This window comes from Erwinia sp. AC075, from assembly GCF_979253995.1.
In genome coordinates this window covers 4,893,265-4,915,601 of record NZ_CEEDEU010000001.1, presented here as the reverse complement: position 1 = coordinate 4,915,601, position 22,337 = coordinate 4,893,265, and the positions used below count along the sequence as shown (strand labels likewise).

Sequence of the window (22,337 nt, the reverse complement as noted above, 5' to 3'; positions counted from 1 at the left end):
GCCCCTTTTTAACGTCCCATCTCAGCCCGATTATTCGGTCAGCCGTTCGACCAGCCCGCTGCGCCTCAAGGTGCGCATTTTTACCGCGCTGTTTAACACGTTTTGTTCGGCATACAGCGTTAATCGTAATTTCGCGCGGGTGATGGCGGTGTAAACCAGCTCGCGGGTCAGCACCGGCGTGAACTGATTAGGCAGCACCAGCACGGTGTGATCGAATTCGGATCCCTGCGATTTATGCACCGTCATCGCATAGGCAGTATCGTGCGGCGGCAGTCGGCTGGGCTGTACGGCTTTGATGCTGCCGTCAGGCAGTGGGAAGAACACCTTCAGCGCCTGTTCCTCATCCAGCATCGCAATACCAATGTCGCCGTTAAACAGCCCCAACGCACTGTCGTTGCGGGCAATCATCACCGGCCGGCCGGGATACCATTTATTCGCCGCGCCCGGTGAACGACGGATCAAGCCCGCTTTTTGCAGCGAGACCTCAATGCGTTCATTCAGCCCCATCACCCCAAACGGCCCTTCGCGCAGCGCGCAAAGCAGCTGGAAACGGCTAAACGCATCCAGCACATCAGCAGGCTGTGCACCGGCTGCAAGGCGGCTCAGATAGTCGCGGTAACCGGCAACACAGCCATTAAGCAGATGCTGATATGCTTCGCTACTCCCCAAGGTGAAGCGCTCAATATCGGCGTAATCAGCGGCAAAGACTGCATCGACCTGGCGCGTATCGCCCGCATTGACGGCCAGCGCCAGCTGACCAATTCCTGAAGAGGCATCGAAGCGGTAGCTCTTGCGCAGCAGGCAAATGCTGTCACGCACCGGCGGCGCCTGCGGGTCTTCCCGGCCTGCGATAACGCAGCCCGTTAAGGCGCTCAGCTCTTCTGCACGCGCAAGACTGTATCCTGTTTCAGCGCAGCGGCAGATATCGCCCAGCACCGCGCCCGCTTCAACCGAGGCCAGCTGATCGCGGTCACCGAGGAAGATCACCCGCGCCTGCGAAGGTAACGCGGCAATCAGGTTAGCCATCATCGGCAGATCGACCATCGACGCTTCATCCACCACCAGCAGATCGAGGTGCAATGGGTTACCGGCGTGATAACGCATTCTCTGGCTGCCGGGCACCGCACCGAGCAGGCGGTGCAGCGTGGTCGCCTCAGCCGGGAACCGCTGTTTCTCCTCGTCACTGACCTCCAGCCGCTGCAGGGCTTTGCCCAGCGATTCGGTCAATCGGGCCGCGGCTTTACCGGTTGGCGCGGCCAGACGGATGCGTACCGTCTCTGCCGACAGCGAGAGCAAGGTGGCCAGCAGTTTAGCCACGGTGGTGGTTTTACCGGTGCCCGGTCCGCCGGAAATCACCGAGATCTGACGGGTGATCGCGACCGCAGCCGCAATCTTTTGCCAGTCATCCGGCTGCTGACCAAACTGCCGATCGAGTGCTGCGCGCAGCTGCTGCGGGTCGAATGCGGTTACAGCGGCTTCCCGTCCAATAAATCGCGCCACCTCTCCTTCAGACTGCCACATGCGGTGCAGGTAAAGACGCTGCTGATGCAAAACCAGCGGTGTGGCCGTGGAACCGTCACCGACGGCCTCCGAATTTTGCAGCAGGTCCAGCCAGTCTGGTTCACCCGCTGCCAGCCACAGCTGACGGGCAAGTTCAGGCTGTCGTCCGTCAAACAACGCCTGTTCGGTAAACTGGGCCAAAGGCAGGCAAACATGCCCTTCTCCCGCTTCCGCGCTGACGCAGGCCGCGGCCAGCATTAAAGCAGGATGATCTTCAGACGCAATCATGCGGGCAAACTGTATATCCAGCGAGCGGAACAGCCGCAGTTCACCGGCCTGTTGCAACAGCGCGGCTATCCCTGACATACGTCCTCCTGCGCGGTAGCGGCAAACAGCGCGTCCAGCGCGGTGATAAACCCAACATCCGGCCGCGTTCGGTAAATACCGTTCTCGCTGGCGGTGCCGTCCACGCCGCGTAAAAACAGATAGAATACGCCACCAAAATGCTGCTGATAGTCATAATCCGCCAGACGATGGCGCAGATAGCGGTGCAGCGCCAGGCTGTAAAGTTGATACTGCAAATCATAGCGGTGCGACTGCATTGCCAGCGCCATCGCCTCAGGCGTGTAGTCTTCTGCTGAAGCACCGAGCCAGTTGGATTTGTAATCGAGCAGGTAATATTTCCCCTGCCAGCAAAAGACCAGGTCGATAAAGCCCTTCAGCATCCCCTGAACCTGCTGGAAGTTCAGTGGAGGACATTCGGCAGAAAGCGGATCGTGTTGGCGAATAAGCTTATCCAGTCCGGAAGCGGTCAGCATTTGCTGGATCGGCAGATAGAACTGCAGCTCGACCTGGCGTTTATCGGCAGGAAGCTGGCTGAGGCTGACGCCGGAATCATCCAGCGGCGTTTGCAGAATCCGCTCCAGCCAGGCCTTCATCACCGGCAGCCAGGCAAGGTCATGTCCCTGCGCCAGCAGCTGCTCGCTGAGCCACTCATCCTCAACGGGTTGGGTGAAGTCCAGGTTTTCAAAAAGCCCGTGCAGGAAGGTCCCCGGCGCGGCGCCGCGCGGAAAACTGTGCGGCGTCAGCTGGCTCATCAGCGGGTTCTGACCTTCGCCTGCGGCATCGACGTCCAGCTTGGGTAGCAGGTCGAAAGTGACCGACTGTCCGTGTTGCTGAAGGCCGGAGTAGCTGGTAACTCGCCACTCATCGCGCAGCGTTCGGCCGATCTGCTGGCTGCTTAATACCTGCTCTTCATCCTGCACCGGCTGCCACGGCGTGGCATCTGGCGCTGCGGCGGCAATCACCTCAATAGAATCATTTTCCAGTGACTGGAGATGGCTGAGCAGCTGGCTGGCATCGGCAGCTTCGCCATGCTGAACCAGATAGCCCAACGCGCTGCGATGCAGGTCACTGTTGCCCTCTTTCTTGCGGTTGCCTTTAACCAGAGGCGCAATGCCTACGCTGCAATGCCAGACCGAACGGGTCAGCGCCACATACAGCAGCCGCAGATCTTCGGCCAGCCGTTCCTGCTCGGCCAGCTCAACACTCTCTTCATCGTCACGCAAATCCAGCAAGGCCTGATAGCTCTCACGGTCGTGATAAATGCCCTGTCCCGCTTCGCGATAGTTGGCGACAAATGGCAGCCAGACCAGCGGATACTGCAATCCTTTGGATTTATGGATGGTGACGATCTGCACCAGATGACGATCGCTCTCCAGCCGCAGCTGCTGGCTGGATGACTGCCCGTTGGGCTGAGCCACTTCCTGCGCCAGCCAGCGAACCAGCGCATGTTCACTGTCCAGCTGGGCCGAAGCTTCCTGCAGCAGTTCACCGAGATGCAGCAGGTCGGTCAGCCGCCGTTCCCCGCTCTCTGAAGCCAGTAAATCTTCGGCAATATTGCGGTTATTCATCAGCTCACGCAGCATCGGCAGCACGCCGCGTTTTAGCCAGCGTTGACGGTAGCCGTCGAACTCATCCACCAGCGCATCCCAGGCACGCTCATTCTGGTTTAGCGCATCCAGCGTGACCGCATCCAGACCAAAAATGCTGGTGGCCAGCGCGCTGCGCAGCACGCGTTCCTGCTCCGGGGCCAGAACCGCCTGCAGCAGCCAGAGCATTTCACGCGCTTCCGGTGTGGTGAAAACGCTGTCGCGGTTTGAAAGATACACTGAGGGAATATTCAGGCCATTCAGGGCTTCACGCATCACCGAGGCTTCACCGCGGCTGCGAACCAGAATGGTGATATCAGAGGCCTGAACCGGGCGACGTTTTTCGCCTTTGCCAATCAGCGCAGTACCTTGCTGACCCGCGGTCAGCCAGTGGCAAATTTCCGCCGCGCACTGACGAGCCATAAACTGTTGGTAATCACTTACTCCCACGCCATCGCCAGGCTGCAGCCAGAAGCGCAACGCCGGTTGCTCAGTGCCATCCAGAGTAAAACTCAGGGCGGCATTCGGTCCGGCAGGTTGCACCGCAATAAACGGGATATCGCTGAATAAAAACGGATGTTGTTGCTGAGAAAACAGACGGTTAACGCTGTTAACCATGCCCGGAGAAGAGCGCCAGTTGGTCTCCAGCGTATAGTGGGCACTAACTTCATTACGCGCTTTCATATAGGTGAAGATGTCTGCACCCCGGAAAGCGTAGATCGCCTGCTTCGGGTCACCTATCAGCAACAGCGCATTCTCGGGCTGCTTGCCATACAGGGTACGGAAGATGCGGTACTGCTGCGGATCGGTATCCTGGAATTCATCTATCAGCGCCACCGGATAGCGTCCACGGATAGCCTCAGCTAATGCGCCTCCGGCCGGTTGCTGAAGCGCACTGTCCAGCCTGCCCAGCAGATCGTCAAAGCCCAGTAACGCGTTGAGCTGCTTCTCTTTTTGCGTGGCAAAACGGATTTCACTTAGGGCGCGTGCGATCACCAACTCGCGCAGAGAGAGAGGCTCCGCCAGGAAGCGGTCTATCTCGTCAAACAGCGGATGCTGAGGTGCTTCACCCTTTTTGGTTTTCTCCAGCAAAACCCGCTGACTAAAACGCTCGAGATCTTTGGGGAAGCTGTAATCCTGCGTCTCTTCCGTCGCCCACTGATTAAGCTTCTCCAGCCAATTAGGTAAGTGCTTACTACTGTAACTGCGCTTATCCACGCCAGAGTTAGCAATCACATCATGCAGATTTCCCGCGGCCAGCCAGGCGGCCTTCAGCCGGTCAATCTCAGCAATGATTTTTTCATGCCGCTCGGTAAAGGTTTCCTGCAGATTGGGCGGGTGTTTGAGTGACGGTGCTTCACCGTTCAACCAGGGCGATAGCGTGCTGAGCAACTGCTCCGGCCCCTGCCACATCTGGGTCATCACCCGGGCAATCGGCAATGGCAACGGATAACAGTAGCGACGCCAGAAATCAGCCGTGGCCTGTCGGCGTAACGGATACTCGTCTTCAATCAGCTGTTGTTCAAACAGCATGCCGGATTCAAAGGCGTTGAGGTTGAGCATACGCTGGCAGAAGCCGTGAATGGTGAAGATCCCGGCGTCATCCATCTGGCGCTCGGCGGCCAGTAACTGGGCAGCGGCCTGCTGTAAATCGGGGATTTGCTCAAGGAGTTGGGCCAACATCACATCTGAAGACTGCCCCCGCACGCAGGCGATGCGCAGCTTATGGATGTTTTCCCGGATGCGTCCACGCAGTTCAGCGGTGGCCGCCTCGGTGAAGGTCACCACCAGAATTTCCTCTACCGGCAGAGGGCGGCTATAAGCCGCTTCGCCGCCCAGCCCTAACAATAAACGGAGATAGAGTAATCCGATAGTAAAGGTCTTGCCAGTGCCTGCCGAGGCCTCGATAAGCCTTTCTCCCTGCAATGGCAGCGTTAAGGGATCAAGGCGCTGGGCAAGTTGAGTCATGGTTTATCGCTTTTCACCGGGAAAGATTGCTGCAGTTTGGACACTTCTTTCCAGTTGGTAAAGCCTTCTGGTTTGGCATAATCCGCCTTATCGTGCTGACTGCCTGAAATTTGTGATAACAGCGTCAGGCCCTGCGGTTCAATCACCGCCTTGTGGAAGAAGGTGGCCATTTTTTCCGGCGTCAGCGCCTGGATCTGCGCAATCACCTTCTCGCGCGTATCAAACTGGTAGTTTTCACGGTTGAAGTCTTTGCTGAAGCGCCCGGCTTCTTCATCCAGGGTTTGCGGTCGTTGCTTCAGCTCGTTGATCATCGACACCTGATACTGTGCAAAATCGTCTTTGTTCATCTCACGCAGGCGTTTTTCCGCGGTTGGATAGAACGCCTGGAAGCGGGTCAGCAGGTAGGCTGGCTGCTTCACGTTACTCTGTAGCAGGAAGCCAATGCCCCACTGACGGCCAACCGGCATCTGGAAGGAGAATACCGCATAGCCCAACTGCTCTTCGGTACGCAGCTGGTTGTAGAACCACGGCTGGATGATCTGGCTTAACAGCGCGCTACTGGCAACGCTCTCATATTCCGGATAGCCCAGCGGGACATACAGCGCGGCCAGCGCAGAATCCGTACTGCTGCCTTCATCCTGCAAGTTGGCGGAGGTTTTCTTGTCGATGTACAGATACTGACTGTGCCACCAACTTTCTCCTGAGCAGTTCAGCTGGCTCTTCACGTCCGTGGCCAGGGTCTTAGTGGCGTCTTCGGTCATGTTACCCACCACCATCAGCTCCGGCGTCGCCTTCTCCAGCAGCATATTGCGGTAGGCTTTTACGTCATCCAGCGTGATGCCCGCCACCAGCGCACGGCGTTCGCTGCGTTGGGTGTAAGGCAGTTGCGAAACCATCTGGGCAGGCTGAATGGCCAGCTCAAAGGCTTTGCCCTTCGCTGCGGAGGCCAGCCGCTCGAGATACCAGGACTTCGCCTGATCCAACATCTGCTGATCGGGCTGGTAGGTGGCGTAGCTTTTCAGCAGCTCTTTCATCAGTTCTGGCAGATGCTGGGTGAACCCACTGGCGCTAAAGGTCACGCCATCGTCTTCACCGGTGGAGAAACTGATCCCCGCCACCGAGGCCTGAGAATTCAGCTCGTCCAGCGCCAGCCCGGCCATATAATCATTCAGCCCGTACATCACCTGATTTTTAGCCGTGCTCATCGCCTCTTTATTACGCAGCGAAAGGGTAATACTGGCCTTGGGGTCATCGGCGTAATACTGGCTTGGCATATAAAACACCCGCAGACCTGGCTGATTCACCACTTCGGCCGGATGATCGTATTTATGATCCGGCTTAATCAGGCTGAAATCGTTCGGGATATACGGGTTAAGCACCGGCAAAGACAGGTCGATTTTTTCACTGGCCGCCTGCCACTGCGCGAAATGCTCAGGGGTGATGGTATCGACCTGATAAGGCGCGTTAACGAAATACGCCACTTTGTTGTGAGGTTCGTCCGGGCTGATGTACCAGATGCGGGCATTCTGTGGCGTCATGCCGTCAAGACGGGCCTTGATCGCCTGCGGATCGTACTGGTCGGCGATATAGGGGGCGTCCAGGGTATCGGCAACCGGAACCCGCAGCATGGTGTCAGCCAGCCATTCGATATAATCCATATCACGGGTAATGGATGGGTAACGGAAATCGAGATTCAATACGTTGGCGACTTCATCGAAATAGCGCTTATCGATGCCGCCAGTGCGCAGCGTATTCAGATAGCTGAACACCGCCGCAACCACCCGATCGCGGTCAGCCTGGCCCTTATCGGTCAGCGAAACGGAAATAGAGAACACGCCGCCGTTGCGGTCAACCACCGGGTCGGCGCCGGCATCAATGGAATCCGCCAGCCCCTGATTTTGCAGCCAGTCAGAAAGGGTGTTCTTACTGCGGTTGCCAATCAGATAGGCAATCAGCGTGTCGGTCTTACTGCGGAATTTGTCGCTGTTATTTTCAATACGGAATTCAATTTTCAGCTGCTTGCGCGGTTGAGCAGGAACGTAATGAATGATGATGCCTTTCTGCTTGTCGGTGACCACCGGCACGGTGATAGCCGGCACCGTCGCATTACGGTTTGCCACCCGGCCAAAGGTTTTGGCCGCAATGGTCTGCAGCTCATCCATCGGCTTATTACTGTAAATCACCGCCTTCATCAAATTGGCAGAGTAATAACGCTGATAGAAGGCGGTTAACGCATCGTGCAATTTGCTGTCCGGCTTGTCCTTCAAAGTGTCCAGATTTCCGCCGGAGAACAGCGAGCTTGGGTGATCGGGATTCAGCGTTTCGGCACCCACTTGCGCCATACGCAGGCCGTCGCGTGAGCGAGCCATGGTCAGTTCCGCATTGACCGCATGACGCTCACGATCGGCATTGACCGGATCCAACAGCGGTTCGGCAATGGCATCCGCCAGGCGATCGACCGCCGGTTCCAGCGCGTCGTTTTCCACTTCAAGATAGAACGCGGTGCGATAAGACGCGGTGCTGGCATTGTGGCTGCCGCCATGCTTTTTAAGGAATTCGGCCAGATTGTCAGGTTGAGGATAGCGTTTTGAGCCCATCAACAGCATATGCTCAAGGTAATGAGCCAGCCCTTGTTGGTTGCGCGGGTTTTCTAAGGAGCCTACGGGGATGGTCAGCGCGGAAAGCGATTTTGTCGCCTGCGGGTCGGAAACCAGCAGCACCGTCATGCCATTATCCAGCTTGATGGCCTGATACTGACGAGGGTCTTTTTCACTCTTGCGGATCGTTTCAGGGATCGGCTGCCAACCAGGTTGTGCCTGTACCAAAGGGCTCAACGTAAACAGCAGGAAAAGCGTGGAAAACCAGACTGCATAACGACGCATTCAAACTCCTCGACGATCTAATCTTCTGGTTTACCGCCCCGGTGCGGGCAGAGCGGTAGCAGACATTTAACCTGGATATTTTCTTTGACGGCTGTGGACGAAAAAGAAACAAGAAAGTAAAAAACGACAAATGGTTATAAAGTAACACTACAGGATGTCTTACTGCATGTCATTCATCTGCAGCAGCGGCAGCAGCCAAATTTCCGCGTTGTGCGAGATCTGCTGCACTATTTCATCATCCAGCGTGCGGAACAGACGGGCCAGATAGGGATCGCTGCCCTCACCTTCAATCTGCATATTCCCCTGCCAGGCCTGCAACAGCTTGATACGGGCTTTGGCCTGCGTGCCATCATCCGTCAGCAGCTGTCCGGCCTTTTCGTCATAACAGGCTTCCAGCCAGGCACCGCCGGTTCGCGGTAATAACAGTAGCGGTGAGCACATCCCCTGCTGGTAGCCTTCGACATAACGACCCAGCCATTCTCTGGCCTGTTCAGCAGGCAGTGCGGGAAAGCGCCACTGACTCTCTTTACGGCCAACCATCCGGCTTTCGCCCTGGCCGCCAAGCGTGCAGTAAACCAGGTGTTCCAGCCACAGCGAAAGCCCGTCGGTAAAGTTGAGGTGGCCCGGCCGCCAGCGCAGTAAGCCATCATCCTGAACCTGTGGCAGCCAGCCGTTCAGCTGTATCCCGCCGATCGGCAAGGCTATTTCCCAACTGACCGCCCCGGCGCGCTGTTCGCGCACGCGACTCGCCAGCTCGGCCATCTCTTCCTGTTGCTCCAGCCAGAACAGCTCGCCATATGCCCCATAGGGAAGATTCCCTGAGGCACGCTGCCGGGCGTAAAGCGGCTCGCTCGGCTGTTCATCAATCAGGGTATTAAGCAGTTGGGTGTTGACCTGATAACGACTGAGATTATCGAGGGTGAACGGCTCCGCATCGGGTAAACCGGCTTCTTCGGCGATAAAACTTACCCCCAGCCGCTGGCTGAAAAAGGCCCGCACCGGATGCCGCCAGAAACGCACCAGCTGCTCGAAATTAAGTTCCGCGATCTCCAGCACTGGCAGCGGCTGCATAAAGGCGGGATGCGGCACGCCGCTGGCATTGGCGGCAGGCAACCATTCGGCGGCAAAGCTTTTGAATTCGGCCTGCGGCGAGAAATTTTCCGCGGCAAAAGGCATCCGGCTGTGCAGATGATGCAGATGTCGTATCACCGCCTCGGCGCTTTTGTCGACGTCGAGCGACTGGTCCTCCGGCAGGCAGAAGCTCTGGCTGATGTACTCGACCAGTTCGCTAACCAACACCGACGGGAAGCGCTCTGAGTTGTCCTGAATAGTGCGCCCGATATAGCTGATATACAGCTGCTGCTGCGCCGAGTTAATCGCTTCCAGGAACAGATAACGGTCGTCATCGCGACGGCTACGGTCGCCCTTTTTCGGCTGCTGGCTCATCAGGTCAAAGCCCAATGGCGGCAGCGTGCGCGGATAAACTCCGTCGTTCATTCCCAGCAGGCAAACCACCTTAAACGGGATGGAGCGCATTGGCATCAGCGTACAGAAGTTGATGGGACCGGCGAGGAAGCGCTGGCTGATCCTTTCCTGATCGAGGCGGGAAGCCAGTTCATCCCGCAGCAGGGAGAGCGGAACAGCCTGTTGATACTGCGCCTGGATGCCGTAATTAATCGCCTGCTGCCACTGCTCTTCAATCAGCGCCAGCGCCGCTTCGGTATCGGCATCACCGGCAAAGAAATCCTGCAGCAGCGTCCGGCACAGCGGCAGCCACTCTTCCAGTGGTCGCGTGGTATTCAGCAGGGTTCGCCAGTGGCGCAAACGCGTCAGCAGCTCGGCCAGGTTGCCGGCCAGTTCTGCAATCAAGCCACTGGACTCATCATAAGGCAGCACGCCCTGCCAGTGACCGCTTTCACTGTTCATTGCATAGCCCAGCAACATCCTGGTCAGGCCAAATTGCCAGGTATGCTGCCCGGTCGGCGGCAGTTCCAGATCGCGGACGGTATCGTCATCCAGCCCCCAGCGGATCCCGGACTCTTCCACCCAGCGGCGCAGGCGCTTCAGCCCTTCTTCATCAATGGCAAAGCGGTTTGCCAGTGCCGGAACGTCCAGCAGCGCCAGCACCTCCTCTGAGGTGAAACGGCTGTCGGGCAAACTCAACAGCGAGATAAAGGCCTGCAAGGCGGGATGGGCCTGACTGGCGCGGCGGTCAGAAATGGCAAACGGCAGATAACGCCCGGCGGGCGCATTACCAAATACCGCCTGAATAAACGGGGTATAAGCATCAATGTCGGCCACCATCACAATCACTTCACGCGGAGACAGCGCAGGATCGTCAGCCATCATTTGCAACAGGCGATCCTGCAGCACCTCCACTTCCCGCTGCGGGCTATGGCAAAGGTGAAGGCTGATCGATCGATCAGCAGGATCCAGCCGCCGTTTCGCCGTGCTGGTTTCCCACTCATTTTGTTGCAGGCCAATCACCGCGTTGTCTTCCAGCTCTAACAGGTCGCGCTGTACCGTTTGCAGCAAGGTAGTGGGCTCAATATCGACAAAGGCGTCTATTTCCTGGCACTCCATCTGGGCCAGCAGAAAGAGGTTATCCCTGCCCAACTTACCCCAGGAGGCCAGCAATGGATTGCTGAGCTGCTGCTCACCCGCGTCATTAAACAGCGTGGAGGCATCGGCCTGGCGGAACAGCGGGCTTTCACTCTGCCGCTGAAAATGCTGACGGCGGCGGCTCTGGAGTTTGGCGAGGAAAGCATAATCCTGAATGTCGCCCCAATAATGGCGGCAGGGATTGGTAAACAGCAGATGGATATCAATGTGCCTGCCCAGCGCTTGCAGCGCCTGCAGATAGACCGGTGGCAGGGCGGAAATACCGCAGATAAACACCCTGTCAGGCAGATTGGGCGGCCGCTCATTGCTGCTCTCAAGCTTACTGATAAAGCGTGCATAGAGATTGGCGCGGTGCCATTCGGGTTGGCCCAGTTCGGCGGTGTATTCCACCAGCGCGGCCCATAACGGCGCCTGCCACTGCTGCGCCTCGCCCAGCCCGTCAATGATCTGGCCTTTCTCCCAGCTGTTGAGCCATTCCGGGCGATAGACCAGATACTGGTCAAATAAATCCGCCACGCGGGAAGCCAGCTGGAAGAGTTTGCGCTTGTCCTGGTCTTCGGTCAGATAGTGCTGTAACAGCGTGAATTCGGGGCGTGTCAGCATCGCTGGCAAAATAGCCATCAGCTTCCAGCTCATGCTGGCTTTATTAAAGGCACTCTCTTTAGGAATGCCCGGTAAAACGCGAACAAACATGTCCCAGATAAAGGTCGCCGGTAACGGGAAGGCGATGTTGGCCGCAATACCAAACTGCTCAGCCAGCGACATTTGTAGCCACTGCGCCATGCCAGGGCTTTGTACCAGCACCACTTCAGACTGAAAGGGATCGCGCAGGGGCTGGTTTTCAATCTGAAAAGCCGCCAGCGATTTCAGCAAGTCCAGCTGATTTGAGTGGTAAACGGTAAACATGTCTGCTCCTTTTCCGGGATGTTGCTTTGCGCCAACACTGTAACCTGTCAGGGGCAGGTTGCAAATCGCCAGTCCCGTCACTCGGTGATATCGGGGCAACGCAACAAGGTTAACTGCGCCTGACGTCCGAGCGGGCTGACCACCGTCGCAGTTAATAGCGGACAGTTGGCTGGCCCCATCTGCTGCACCACCGCGCTCTGCCAGTTGGCTGGCTGATAGCCCTCGAAACGCTGTAAGGCATAGCGCCAGGCCTCACGTTGTTGTGCCTGCTGCTGGAACCCTTTGGCCAGCGCCAGCTGATACTGCAGTAAGGCCGTTAAGCTGCAGGCAAACAGCAGCAGTGCAACCAGGGTTTCCGGCAGGCTAAAGCCCAGCTGATTTTTCATCGGGATAGCATCCTACTTCCTCTGCCAGCGGGCAGTAATCAAGCCAGCCGTGGGGCAGCGTTTTGAGGCTCATCGCCTCCGGTCGTGCCACCCACTGAAACTGGGCAATAGTGCCTGGCCCGCTGTCGCCCATTAACAGCTCGCGCTGGTCATTAACAGTCAGCAGGCAGCTTCGCCAGCCGCTGGCGTTTTCCCGCTGACATTGCCATTCCGGCGAGACCGGCCACCGTTGTCGGGCTCCCCAACTCAACGCCGAGCTTGCCTGCACCCTTTGTTGCAGGAACTGCCGTTCATCATTGACCCGGCTCAGCCCGCCATCCAACTGCTTGCGCGTGGCATTGAGCAAGGCCGCCGATAACGCCAGCAGGATAATCACCATAATCAACGCGCCGCCGCCCTGCTGCTTTGGTAAATCAGTCATAGATTGGCCGGGGTCAACCAACGCTCCACCGTCAGCCGAACGGAGGGAAAGGCTTTGGCGAAGGCGGTGATCGCCAGACGGATCTGGCGATCGACCTGGGTTGCCCGGAACGACTCGATGGTCACGGTGCGGGGGTCGTTTAGCCTTTCCCAACCGCCACCGTCACACCGATCGACGCCCCGCTGCGTTTCCAGACTGCCGTCACGCCAACGGTAGCCATAGAAATCGCTGTCGCTGCTTTCCACGCCTTCCCATTTGCCGTTACTGTTTTCATCCCAACGCACCAACAGGCAGTGGCCATCAGCGCCGAGAGTCAGCCCCTGTCCGCGACATTCTCCCCGGCAATATCCAGCCCGGAGCACCGATTTTTCCAGGGTGAACATCATCAACTGCAATTCTTCCTGCAATTGAAAGCGCATCAGGGTTTGCAGATTGTTGCGTTGCAGCACCGGAAGCAGCCTGGCGGCGCTAAGCAACAGCACGCTACTGATGGCCAGCGCAACCAGCATTTCTGCCAGGCTGAATCCCGTCTGCTTCACAGGCAGTTATCCTCACATATCCGCACCCGTCCTCGTGACGACACCACCACATGCCGTTCACCGGCTTCCCCGGCGAGGACAATGCGGCCGGGACGGGCAACATTATTGCGGCCATAAAAGCCCATTTCCTCGGTCAGTGAACGCAAGCCGACCTCCGGCCAGGGTGCGGGAAACAGGCTGCGTGAGGCTTTGCCGCAGGGTTGCAGCGGGCCGCTGCCCACGCACCAGGCTGCCCCAGTGCGTCGCCAAAGTATCCGTGCGGCGTTGTGCTCATTCGCCTCGCTGCGCAACCGCAACAGGAAATGCTGGAGCTGGCGCGCGCTGTCATTCAGCCGTTGCAATTGCTGCCAGCTTTGCCAGCTGCTCATGGCACCGAGCGTCAGGATACTGGCAATCACCATGACGATTAACAGCTCGGCTAAGGTAAATCCGCTCATCGTTTTCATCGCTGTATTGTGCTTTTTACCCCACATCAATCCAGCGGCAATCCGGCAAAGCACGCGGCGTTTTCCAACAAGAATTTGGCGTTGCAGCATAAGGACAAAGTATTTGCGGGGGCTCTCGTAAAATGATTTGCTGGACGGCGAAGCGAATACAACAGGGATTGCCTGGCTCCAACGGCTATCCTCTGCTCGAAGACCGTTTTGCCTGTTTTCCTGTGGCTTAAACCTGAGGAGAGAATAAAAGGAAGGACAGGAGCGGAGGGATCCGCTCCTGCTTAACTCAGATAGCGACCGGCGCCTTGATAGGCGGATGCGGGTCGTAGCCTTCAATCTCGAAATCTTCAAAACGGTAATCAAACAGCGAAGCCGGCTTGCGCTTAATCACCAGTTTTGGCAACGGACGAGGTTCACGCGTCAGCTGCAGATGGGTCTGCTCGAGGTGGTTGCTGTACAGGTGCGTGTCGCCGCCGGTCCAGACAAAATCCCCGACCTCTAAGTCACACTGCTGCGCAACCATATGCACCAGCAACGCATAGCTGGCGATATTAAACGGGAGGCCAAGGAAGATATCGCAGGAGCGTTGATACAGCTGGCAGGAGAGCTTGCCATTCGCCACATAGAACTGGAAGAACGCATGGCAAGGTGCCAGCGCCATCTTATCCAGCTCGCCGACGTTCCAGGCTGACACGATGATGCGGCGGGAATCCGGGTCGCTTTTTAACTGTTGCAACACGTTGGTCAGCTGATCGATCTCACGACCGTCGGCAGCCCCCCAGCTACGCCACTGTTTGCCATACACCGGGCCCAGGTCGCCGTTTTCATCGGCCCACTCGTCCCAGATGGTGACTTTGTTCTCTTGCAGATAGGCGGTGTTGGTATCCCCATTGAGGAACCACAGCAGCTCATGCACGATTGAACGCAAATGACATTTCTTGGTGGTGACCAGCGGGAAACCATCCTGCAGATTGAAGCGCATCTGATGGCCAAAAATCGACAGCGTGCCGGTTCCGGTACGGTCATCCTTCGGCGTGCCCTCTTCCAGCACTTTTCGCATTAAATCCAGATACTGTTTCATTTTGCCCCACGTACTTGCTGCGCGCCCTGACGGCGGTAGGCCCAGACCATCATGATCACGCCGGCCAGAATCATCGGAATAGACAGGATCTGCCCCATGCTGATGGCGTTATCGAACAGGCCCAGCTGCGCATCCGGCTGGCGGAAGAACTCAACGATGATCCGGAACGCGCCGTAACCGATCAGGAACAGGCCGGACACCGCGCCCATCGGACGGTTTTTACGGATAAAGACGTTAAGAATGATAAACAGCACCACACCTTCCAGCAGCAGTTCGTAAACCTGCGATGGGTGACGCGGCAGCACGCCGTACGTCGCCAGCAGTGACTGCCATTCCGGGTGGGTGGCCGCCAGCGCAACGTCTTCGCTGCGCGAGCCTGGGAACAGCATTGCCCACGGCAAGTCCGGTGCCACACGGCCCCACAGCTCACCGTTGATAAAGTTGCCTAAGCGCCCGGCACCCAGACCAAACGGGATCAGAGGGGCAATAAAATCAGCCACCTGGAAGAAGTTACGTTTGGTGCGACGCGCGAACCACAGCATCACGCAGATCACGCCAATTAGGCCGCCGTGGAATGACATGCCGCCATCCCAGACTTTGAACAGGTACAGCGGATTGTCGAGGAACAACGGCATGTTGTAGAACAACACGTAGCCGATACGCCCACCGAGGAACACGCCGAGGAAGCCTGCATACAGCAGGTTTTCAACTTCTTCTTTTTTCCAGCCACTGCCAGGCTTGTTGGCGCGACGCACGGCCAGCCACATGGCAAATACAAAGCCAACAAGGTACATCAAACCGTACCAGTGCAGGGAAATTGGCCCGATGGAGAATATTATCGGGTCAAATTGAGGGAAAGCCAGATAGCCGTTATTCATCTTTCACCATTGTTAAAGTCTGTCCTGACCTGCAGGCGACGGAATAAGTAAACCAGTGCGCGCGGGGCGCTGCATTAAGGCGCGCATAATAGCACAGCCCGAATTGTTGCGATCTCGCGGAACTGTAAACTTTGTTAAGAGATTCAGCGCCCGCCGCGGATCAGCCCGCCAAGGCCACGTCGCTCCATAAAGGCGGCAACCAGGTGGCGGACGTCGCTGGCCAGCATCGCGTCAAGCGCGCGGTTGGCCAGCGCGTGGGCTTCTTCGTAATCAATGTGTTGCAGCAGGTATTTTACCCTCGCCACGTTACGGCCGTTCATGCTCAGGTGGTGATAACCCAGGCCAATCAGCACCGCCACGCAGATCGGATCTCCCGCCATCTCGCCGCACAGGCAGAGCTCAACGCCCGCCTTTTCGGCTTCCAGCGCAATGGTTTTCAAACCGCGCAGCACCGCCGGATGCAGGCTGTCGTACAGATTGGCGACCCGCGTATTGTTGCGGTCGACCGCCAGCAAGTACTGGGTAAGATCGTTGGTGCCGACCGAGACAAAATCGACGCGGCCGGTCAGATGCCCGATCATAAAGATCATCGATGGCACTTCGATCATTACCCCGATGCGCGGTTTCGGGATGGTGTAACCCAGCATCTCTTCGACTTCGCGCCCGGCACGATCGATCAGCCGTTTGGCTTCATCAATTTCATCGATGCTGGTGATCATCGGCAGCAGAATACTGAGGTTATCGCTGGCGACGTTGGCGCGCAGCATGGCGCGAACCTGCACGAGGAAAATTTCCGGCTGATCCAGCGTCAGGCGAATGCCGCGCCAGCCAAGGCACGGGTTTTCCTCACTGATCGGCATATACGGCAGCTGTTTATCTGCGCCGATATCCAGGGTGCGCAGCGTCACCGGCTTGTCGAGGAACAGCTGCAGCATGCCCTGATACTGCGCGACCTGCTCCTCTTCTGAAGGGAAGCCGTTTTGCAGCATAAAAGGAATTTCAGTGCGGTACAGACCGACGCCATCCACCCAGCTTCCCAGCGCTTTTTCATGTTCAGCGCTCAGACCGGCATTCAGCATCACCTTCACCGGCTGACCGCTTTTCAGCGTGGCGGGCTGTTCAACGACATTTTCGGCCAGCTTGCTGAGTTCATTTTCTTCGCTGATCAGCTTCTGGTATTCCTGTACCAGTACCGGTTCAGGATCCACCAGCAGCTCACCGCGATAGCCGTCAACGATCAGCAGCCTGCCATTCATCAACTCGGGCTGAATATCCGCGCCCATCACCGTTGGAATGCCCATCGCGCGCACCATAATAGCGGCGTGTGAGTTGGCGGCACCGTCCCTGACCACCACACCCGCTAAACGGTCGTGCGGCAGCTCGGCCAGCGTGGTGGCGGTGAGTTCATCGGCCACCAGCACAAACTTTTCTGGCCAGGTACTGGTGCTCTGCACGCTGTCATCGAGGTGGAACAGCAAGCGCTGTCCCAGCACCCGCAGATCGCCCGAACGCTCACGCAGATAGCTGTCCTGCAGGCTGGCAAACTGTGCGGCAAACTTCTCAATGACTTTTTTAACGGCCCACTCAGCCACTGAACCGGCGTCGATCTCCGCATAGAGATCTTTCTTCAGCCGGTTGTCGCTGAGTAAGTGGGAATAGAGGTCGAAGATTGCCGCGCTTTCTTTGTGCACGCTGGCGGTAAAGCGTTTGCTGTAGCGACGGAATTCGCTGGAGGCTTCATCCATCGCCAGAGAGAGGCGCTCACGTTCGCGGTGCGTATCCAGCGTGGACGCGGCAAACACCAGGTCCAGCGAAGGCTGCGTGGTGTCCACCCACCCTTCCGCCACCGCCACGCCTGGGGATGCGGCCAGCGCACGAATGCGGGTCTGGCGGTACTGACCAAACAGGGCGTTGAGCTGTGACTGCGACAGAATGGTCGCCATCTGCGTGGCCAGCGTGACGAGGAAAGACTCTTCGCTCTCGTCAAACTGACGGTGTTCGCGCTGCTGAACCACCAAAACGCCTAACAGCTGGCGTCGGCTGATGATCGGCACGCCGAGGAACGAGCGGAAACGCTCTTCTTTTACGGAAGGAACATATTTGAAGCTGGGATGACTTTGCGCGTCAGCCAGGTTGATTGGCTCAGCCAGCCGGCCCACCAGCCCGACGATCCCTTCGTCAAAGGCCAGTGCGACGGTACGACCACGCGGCTTTTTTAAGCCACGGGTCGCCATCAGGTAATAGCAGCGGCGGTCGTGATCGGCCAGATACACCGAACAGACTTCGGTATCCATTGCCAGGCAGATCTCATTGACCAGGATATCAAGCGCCTCGGTTAACCGGGGCGCACCTGCCACTTTTTCAACTATTTCGCGCAGCTGTGTGAGCATAATCTACGTGGCTTAACCTCTCTTCCGTCGATAAGCGGGCATATTTCGCTGTACGGTCGTCTCCTGCAGTGGCATGACCACGCTGGCGAACTCTTTCATCACGCGGCGATAAACGTCGCGTTTAAACGAGACCACCTGACGAACCGGATACCAGAAACTGACCCAACGCCAGCCGTCAAATTCCGGCGTGCTGCTGGTCTGCATATTGATATCTGCGTCATTGCACATTAACTGCAAAAGAAACCATTTTTGTTTCTGGCCGATACAAACCGGCTTTGTGTCCCAACGCACCAAACGTTTTGGCAACTTGTAGCGTAACCAGTTTCGGGTAGAGGCAAGGATGCGCACATCTTTGCGGTGCAAACCGACTTCCTCGAACAGTTCCCGGTACATCGCCTGCTCCGCAGTTTCACCCGCATTGATCCCACCCTGGGGAAACTGCCAGGAGTGCTGGCCAAAACGTCTGGCCCACAACACTTGTCCCTGCCTGTTACAAATTACGATACCAACATTCGGGCGGTAGCCATCATCATCGATCACTGGACTACCTCAAACTAAAACTTGGATGTTCTGATTGTTTCATACTCCTTACAGGTGGTAAACCACTGCTTTACGCCCTCAGCACGTGGCTGACGCGGGATAACTCACAGTTTTGCACCAAGTTATAAACAGAGACCGGCCAGAAAGCGCGATCTTATTCACGTTTTCTGTGGATAGCTTTGTGCAGAACTCCCTTAACGGTTGGGGAAAACTTTTTGACGCCCAATCGGCTCCCGATTTTACCGGCTGATTAACTGATTCTAAAACCTCGGAATTATCCTGATTTCCACCGAAAAATGCCTCACGTCATCCTGCTGTCACAGAGGGATATTCAGTGACTGGTGAAAGATCGAACACCCGCGTTTTTATCCACAGGATATGCCGCTCACTTAAGCATAAATCGTGCAAAAAGTGGCAAAACAGCCACAGTCAAGGCTGTAAATCGAAACAGTGTTCGCGTAAAAGACGAGTTATCCCATTTTTCTGTGGATAACAGGGGGGGTGATCCTGTTCATTGTCGGTGACAAGTCGGGCATAACCTTTTGCCCTTCCCTTTTTTACCGGGGATGGCGGGGTAAAAAATCATGATTTATCATGCTATTATTCCTGTTTTGCACAATCCGCTTTGCCTTAATTTTCCCTGTGCAAAAGAGTGGTGATTTTTTGAACGGCAACAGAGAGTTATCCATGAGTTCTGAATTTATTCCGCTAACGCCGCCAGAAAACGAAACCGTGCTGCTGGATCGTGCCCAACAGCTGGCAGGCTTTACGCTGGGTGAACTGGCGGCAAGAGCCGGTCTGAAGATCCCGCAGGATCTGCGTCGGGATAAAGGCTGGGTCGGAATGTTACTGGAACGCTACCTGGGAGCCAGTGCCGGCAGCAAGCCCGAGCAGGATTTTGCCGAGATTGGTGTGGAGTTGAAAACCATCCCGATAGACGCGCTGGGTCGCCCACTGGAAACCACCTTCGTCTGCGTCGCGCCACTGACCGGCAACAGCGGCGTCACCTGGCAGACCAGTCATGTGCGACACAAACTGGCCAGAGTTTTATGGGTTCCCGTTGAGGGTGACCGGGCGATCCCGCTGGCTGAGCGTCGGGTGGGTGCGCCGCTGTTGTGGAGTGCCAGTGAGGAAGAGGAAGCGCTGTTGCAGCGCGACTGGGAAGAGCTGATGGATATGATTGTGTTAGGGCAGGTCGAAAAGATCACCGCCCGCCACGGTGAAGTGCTGCAAATCCGCCCCAAAGCCGCCAACAGCAAAGCGCTGACCGAAGGGATTGGCACTAACGGCCAGCCGATTATGACCTTACCGCGCGGTTTTTATCTGAAGAAAAGCTTCACCGGTCCCCTGCTGGCCCGCCATTTTTTATTGTAATCCGACGGGCTGACCGCCCCAGATAAAAGGAAAGCAGGATAGCGGCGCGACCACGGGTTGCGTATACTCCTCGTTTACTTTTCGTTTAGGAAGCAAAGTTAGCATGTTTGATTGGATTGCAGATCCCAATGCCTGGCTGGCCCTGGGCACGCTGACGATTCTGGAGATCGTCCTCGGTATCGATAATATTATTTTCCTCTCCCTGGTAGTCGCCAAACTCCCTAAACATCAACAGAATACCGCTCGCCGTGTAGGTTTAGCCGGTGCGATGTTAATGCGTCTGGGTCTGTTAGCGTCCATTGCCTGGGTGATCCGCCTGACCACGCCGCTGTTTACCCTGATGGATCACAGCTTCTCCGCCCGCGATTTGATCCTGCTGTTCGGTGGCCTGTTCCTGCTGTGGAAATCCAGCGCGGAGATCCACGAAACCATTGAAGGCGGCGATGCCGAGCATAAAACCAATGTGCACTCGTTTGTCGGTGCCATCGTGCAGATTATGCTGCTGGATATTATTTTCAGCCTCGACTCGGTGATCACCGCCGTCGGCCTGTCGGATCATCTGATTATTATGATGGCCGCCGTGGTGATTGCGGTGGGTGTGATGATGTTCGCTGCTAAAACCATTGGCGACTTCGTTGACCGTCATCCTTCGGTGAAAATGTTGGCGCTGGCTTTCCTTATTTTAGTCGGCTTTACGCTGATACTGGAAAGCTTCAATGTGCATGTTCCTAAAGGCTATATCTATTTCGCCATGTTCTTCTCAATGGCCGTGGAATGCCTGAACCTGATGCGCTCTAAAAAGAACCTCGCCTGATCCTTTACTGGCCGGTCACGCCGGCCAGTACCTCGCTCTGTAGTATCATCTTACGATTAATGTCAATGGCCCGACGTGCTCGCAGCACATTTTCGGACATCTACTACTGCGTCTGTCGCCAAAATGCGTTATTAATGGACGTACCAGTATTCAGTAGCGGGCCTTAAGGGAGCGAAGTATGAAGTATATGTTTGGCGCAGCAGCGCTTATGTTGGCCGTGCTGGTCAGCGGGTGTAGCAGCGATTACGTGATGGCGACTAAGGAAGGCAACATGATCATGACCCAGGGCAAACCTGAGATTGATAAAGAGACCGGCCTGGTGAAATATACCGACCGCTCTGGCCATGAGTTACAAATCAACGGTGATGATGTTTCCTCCATCGTTGAGCGCTAAGTCAAATTAAGCCACCTTTGGCAATCCGTTGGTGGCTCTGTCCGCATTTCCCGATAAATCCCCTCTTCCCCCTGCAGCGAACGGCGGTTATAGTCAAATGCCGGACCTGAGCACGTACCGCGGGGCTATGCACCTCATTGCAGGCCGTTCTTCAGGTTCCAGAACCTTTTAATAATGTAAAAAGGAAGCCGGCACATGCACTATCACCGTATCCCCCACAGCACCCTGGAAGTCAGTAGCCTGGGGTTGGGAACCATGACGTTTGGTGAGCAGAACAGCGAAGCCGACGCCCATGCGCAGTTAGATTTAGCTCTCCGTTCCGGTATTAACCTTATTGATACCGCAGAAATGTATCCGGTGCCTCCGCGTCCGGAAACCCAGGGTTTAACCGAAAAATACATTGGCAGCTGGCTTCAGGCCCGCGGCAATCGTGACAAAATCATCCTTGCGTCCAAAGTGGCCGGCCCGGTGCGTGGCGCCGATGCGTCAATTCGCCCGAATCAGGCGCTGGATCGCAAAAATATTCGTGAAGCGCTGGATGCCAGCCTGAAGCGTCTGAAGACCGATTATCTGGATTTGTATCAGCTGCACTGGCCACAGCGTCAGACCAACTATTTCGGCAAGCTGAGCTACGAGTACAACGACACCACGGCCACCGTCACCCTGCTGGAAACGCTGGAAGCGCTGAACGAACAGGTGCGTGCCGGTAAGATCCGCTATATCGGCGTTTCCAACGAAACCCCTTATGGCGTGATGCGTTACCTGCAGCTGGCGGAAAAGCACGAGCTGCCGCGCATTGTCAGCATCCAAAACCCGTACAGCCTGCTGAACCGCAGCTTTGAAGTCGGTTTGTCGGAAATCAGCCACCTTGAAGGCGTTGAGCTGCTGGCCTATTCGAGCCTGGCGTTTGGGACCTTAAGTGGTAAATACCTGAACGGTGCCAAACCGGAAGGTGCGCGTAATACGCTGTTCAGCCGCTTCACCCGTTACAGCGGTGAGCAGGCTCAGCTGGCTATCGCCGAGTACGTGGCGCTGGCGAAAAAACACGGTCTGGATCCGTCGCAGATGGCGCTGGCCTTTGTCCGTCAGCAGCCGTTTGTTGCCAGTACCCTGTTGGGTGCCACCACGCTTGAGCAGCTGCAGATTAATATCGACAGCTACAATCTGACGCTGACCGAAGACGTGTTGCAGGAACTGGAAGCGATTCATCGTCGTTATACTTTCCCTTCACCATAAAAAAACCGAGGCGGGATCGCTCCCGCCTCGGTTATTCA

Annotated in this window: 16 protein-coding genes; 4 read left to right on the top strand and 12 right to left on the bottom strand. The window is 56.6% G+C overall.

Annotated features, from left to right (window positions below; genetic code table 11):
* Window positions 1–30: 30 nt before the first annotated feature.
* From recD to rppH, 12 genes are all read right to left on the bottom strand, one after another.
* Window positions 31–1,866, bottom strand: coding sequence for an exodeoxyribonuclease V subunit alpha (gene recD / locus AC0IXH_RS22805; protein ID WP_471721064.1), 1,836 nt, complete (start codon window positions 1,864–1,866; stop codon window positions 31–33).
* Complete coding sequence (gene recB, locus AC0IXH_RS22800; RefSeq protein WP_471721063.1) at window positions 1,854–5,399, bottom strand: exodeoxyribonuclease V subunit beta; 3,546 nt, start codon at window positions 5,397–5,399, stop codon at window positions 1,854–1,856. The genes recD and recB overlap by 13 nt, the downstream gene beginning before the upstream one ends.
* Entirely contained in the window at window positions 5,396–8,281 is a 2,886-nt protein-coding gene (ptrA, locus tag AC0IXH_RS22795; protein WP_471721062.1) for a pitrilysin, read from the bottom strand. Before ptrA ends, recB begins: the two co-directional genes overlap by 4 nt.
* 159 nt (window positions 8,282–8,440) lie before the next feature.
* Complete coding sequence (gene recC / locus AC0IXH_RS22790; protein ID WP_471721061.1) at window positions 8,441–11,809, bottom strand: exodeoxyribonuclease V subunit gamma; 3,369 nt, start codon at window positions 11,807–11,809, stop codon at window positions 8,441–8,443.
* Window positions 11,810–11,886: 77 nt separating this feature from the next.
* Entirely contained in the window at window positions 11,887–12,195 is a 309-nt protein-coding gene (locus AC0IXH_RS22785) for a prepilin-type N-terminal cleavage/methylation domain-containing protein (RefSeq protein ID WP_471721060.1), read from the bottom strand.
* Window positions 12,173–12,616, bottom strand: coding sequence for a DUF2509 family protein (locus AC0IXH_RS22780; RefSeq protein ID WP_471721059.1), 444 nt, complete (start codon window positions 12,614–12,616; stop codon window positions 12,173–12,175). Before AC0IXH_RS22780 ends, AC0IXH_RS22785 begins: the two co-directional genes overlap by 23 nt.
* A complete protein-coding gene (locus AC0IXH_RS22775; RefSeq protein ID WP_041692110.1) occupies window positions 12,613–13,161 on the bottom strand; it encodes a prepilin peptidase-dependent protein in 549 nt (182 codons plus the stop codon). Before AC0IXH_RS22775 ends, AC0IXH_RS22780 begins: the two co-directional genes overlap by 4 nt.
* A complete protein-coding gene (locus AC0IXH_RS22770; protein WP_331426426.1) occupies window positions 13,152–13,592 on the bottom strand; it encodes a prepilin-type N-terminal cleavage/methylation domain-containing protein in 441 nt (146 codons plus the stop codon). The genes AC0IXH_RS22775 and AC0IXH_RS22770 overlap by 10 nt, the downstream gene beginning before the upstream one ends.
* A gap of 286 nt (window positions 13,593–13,878) precedes the next feature.
* Window positions 13,879–14,673 carry a thymidylate synthase gene (gene thyA, locus AC0IXH_RS22765; protein WP_013203598.1) on the bottom strand — a complete coding sequence of 265 codons (795 nt, stop codon included), beginning with the start codon at window positions 14,671–14,673 and terminating at the stop codon, window positions 13,879–13,881.
* Complete coding sequence (lgt, locus tag AC0IXH_RS22760) at window positions 14,670–15,551, bottom strand: prolipoprotein diacylglyceryl transferase (protein WP_013203599.1); 882 nt, start codon at window positions 15,549–15,551, stop codon at window positions 14,670–14,672. Before lgt ends, thyA begins: the two co-directional genes overlap by 4 nt.
* A gap of 143 nt (window positions 15,552–15,694) precedes the next feature.
* Window positions 15,695–17,941, bottom strand: a complete 2,247-nt coding sequence (gene ptsP / locus AC0IXH_RS22755; RefSeq protein WP_013203600.1) for a phosphoenolpyruvate--protein phosphotransferase — start codon at window positions 17,939–17,941, stop codon at window positions 15,695–15,697.
* Window positions 17,942–17,953: 12 nt separating this feature from the next.
* Window positions 17,954–18,481: an RNA pyrophosphohydrolase gene (gene rppH, locus AC0IXH_RS22750; protein ID WP_013203601.1), complete on the bottom strand. Its 528-nt coding sequence runs from the start codon at window positions 18,479–18,481 to the stop codon at window positions 17,954–17,956.
* Between the two features lie 687 nt (window positions 18,482–19,168).
* Here rppH and mutH point away from each other — a divergent pair.
* The 4 genes from mutH to AC0IXH_RS22730 all read left to right on the top strand — a co-directional run bounded on the left by mutH (window position 19,169) and on the right by AC0IXH_RS22730 (window position 22,299).
* The gene (gene mutH, locus AC0IXH_RS22745; protein WP_013203602.1) at window positions 19,169–19,855 is read left to right on the top strand and encodes a DNA mismatch repair endonuclease MutH; all 687 of its coding nucleotides are present in this window, start codon (window positions 19,169–19,171) and stop codon (window positions 19,853–19,855) included.
* A 103-nt stretch (window positions 19,856–19,958) separates the two neighbouring features.
* The gene (locus tag AC0IXH_RS22740) at window positions 19,959–20,669 is read left to right on the top strand and encodes a TerC family protein (RefSeq protein WP_013203603.1); all 711 of its coding nucleotides are present in this window, start codon (window positions 19,959–19,961) and stop codon (window positions 20,667–20,669) included.
* A 178-nt stretch (window positions 20,670–20,847) separates the two neighbouring features.
* Entirely contained in the window at window positions 20,848–21,063 is a 216-nt protein-coding gene (locus AC0IXH_RS22735) for a YgdI/YgdR family lipoprotein (RefSeq protein ID WP_013203604.1), read from the top strand.
* Between the two features lie 195 nt (window positions 21,064–21,258).
* Window positions 21,259–22,299 (top strand): NADP(H)-dependent aldo-keto reductase, encoded by a 1,041-nt coding sequence (locus tag AC0IXH_RS22730; RefSeq protein WP_013203605.1) that lies wholly within the window; start codon window positions 21,259–21,261, stop codon window positions 22,297–22,299.
* Window positions 22,300–22,337 lie beyond the last annotated feature (38 nt).

Excerpts from the sequence above, each read along its gene's own strand:
- recD (WP_471721064.1), bottom strand. The coding sequence starts at position 1,866 with ATGTCAGGGATAGCCGCGCTGTTGCAACAGGCCGGTGAACTGCGGCTG.
- recC (WP_471721061.1), bottom strand. The coding sequence starts at position 11,809 with ATGTTTACCGTTTACCACTCAAATCAGCTGGACTTGCTGAAATCGCTG.
- ptrA (WP_471721062.1), bottom strand. The coding sequence starts at position 8,281 with ATGCGTCGTTATGCAGTCTGGTTTTCCACGCTTTTCCTGCTGTTTACG.
- AC0IXH_RS22770 (WP_331426426.1), bottom strand. The coding sequence starts at position 13,592 with ATGAGCGGATTTACCTTAGCCGAGCTGTTAATCGTCATGGTGATTGCC.
- AC0IXH_RS22780 (WP_471721059.1), bottom strand. The coding sequence starts at position 12,616 with ATGACTGATTTACCAAAGCAGCAGGGCGGCGGCGCGTTGATTATGGTG.
- thyA (WP_013203598.1), bottom strand. The coding sequence starts at position 14,673 with ATGAAACAGTATCTGGATTTAATGCGAAAAGTGCTGGAAGAGGGCACG.
- AC0IXH_RS22730 (WP_013203605.1), top strand. The coding sequence starts at position 21,259 with ATGCACTATCACCGTATCCCCCACAGCACCCTGGAAGTCAGTAGCCTG.
- AC0IXH_RS22785 (WP_471721060.1), bottom strand. The coding sequence starts at position 12,195 with ATGAAAAATCAGCTGGGCTTTAGCCTGCCGGAAACCCTGGTTGCACTG.
- mutH (WP_013203602.1), top strand. The coding sequence starts at position 19,169 with ATGAGTTCTGAATTTATTCCGCTAACGCCGCCAGAAAACGAAACCGTG.
- recB (WP_471721063.1), bottom strand. The coding sequence starts at position 5,399 with ATGACTCAACTTGCCCAGCGCCTTGATCCCTTAACGCTGCCATTGCAG.
- AC0IXH_RS22740 (WP_013203603.1), top strand. The coding sequence starts at position 19,959 with ATGTTTGATTGGATTGCAGATCCCAATGCCTGGCTGGCCCTGGGCACG.
- AC0IXH_RS22735 (WP_013203604.1), top strand. The coding sequence starts at position 20,848 with ATGAAGTATATGTTTGGCGCAGCAGCGCTTATGTTGGCCGTGCTGGTC.
- lgt (WP_013203599.1), bottom strand. The coding sequence starts at position 15,551 with ATGAATAACGGCTATCTGGCTTTCCCTCAATTTGACCCGATAATATTC.
- ptsP (WP_013203600.1), bottom strand. The coding sequence starts at position 17,941 with ATGCTCACACAGCTGCGCGAAATAGTTGAAAAAGTGGCAGGTGCGCCC.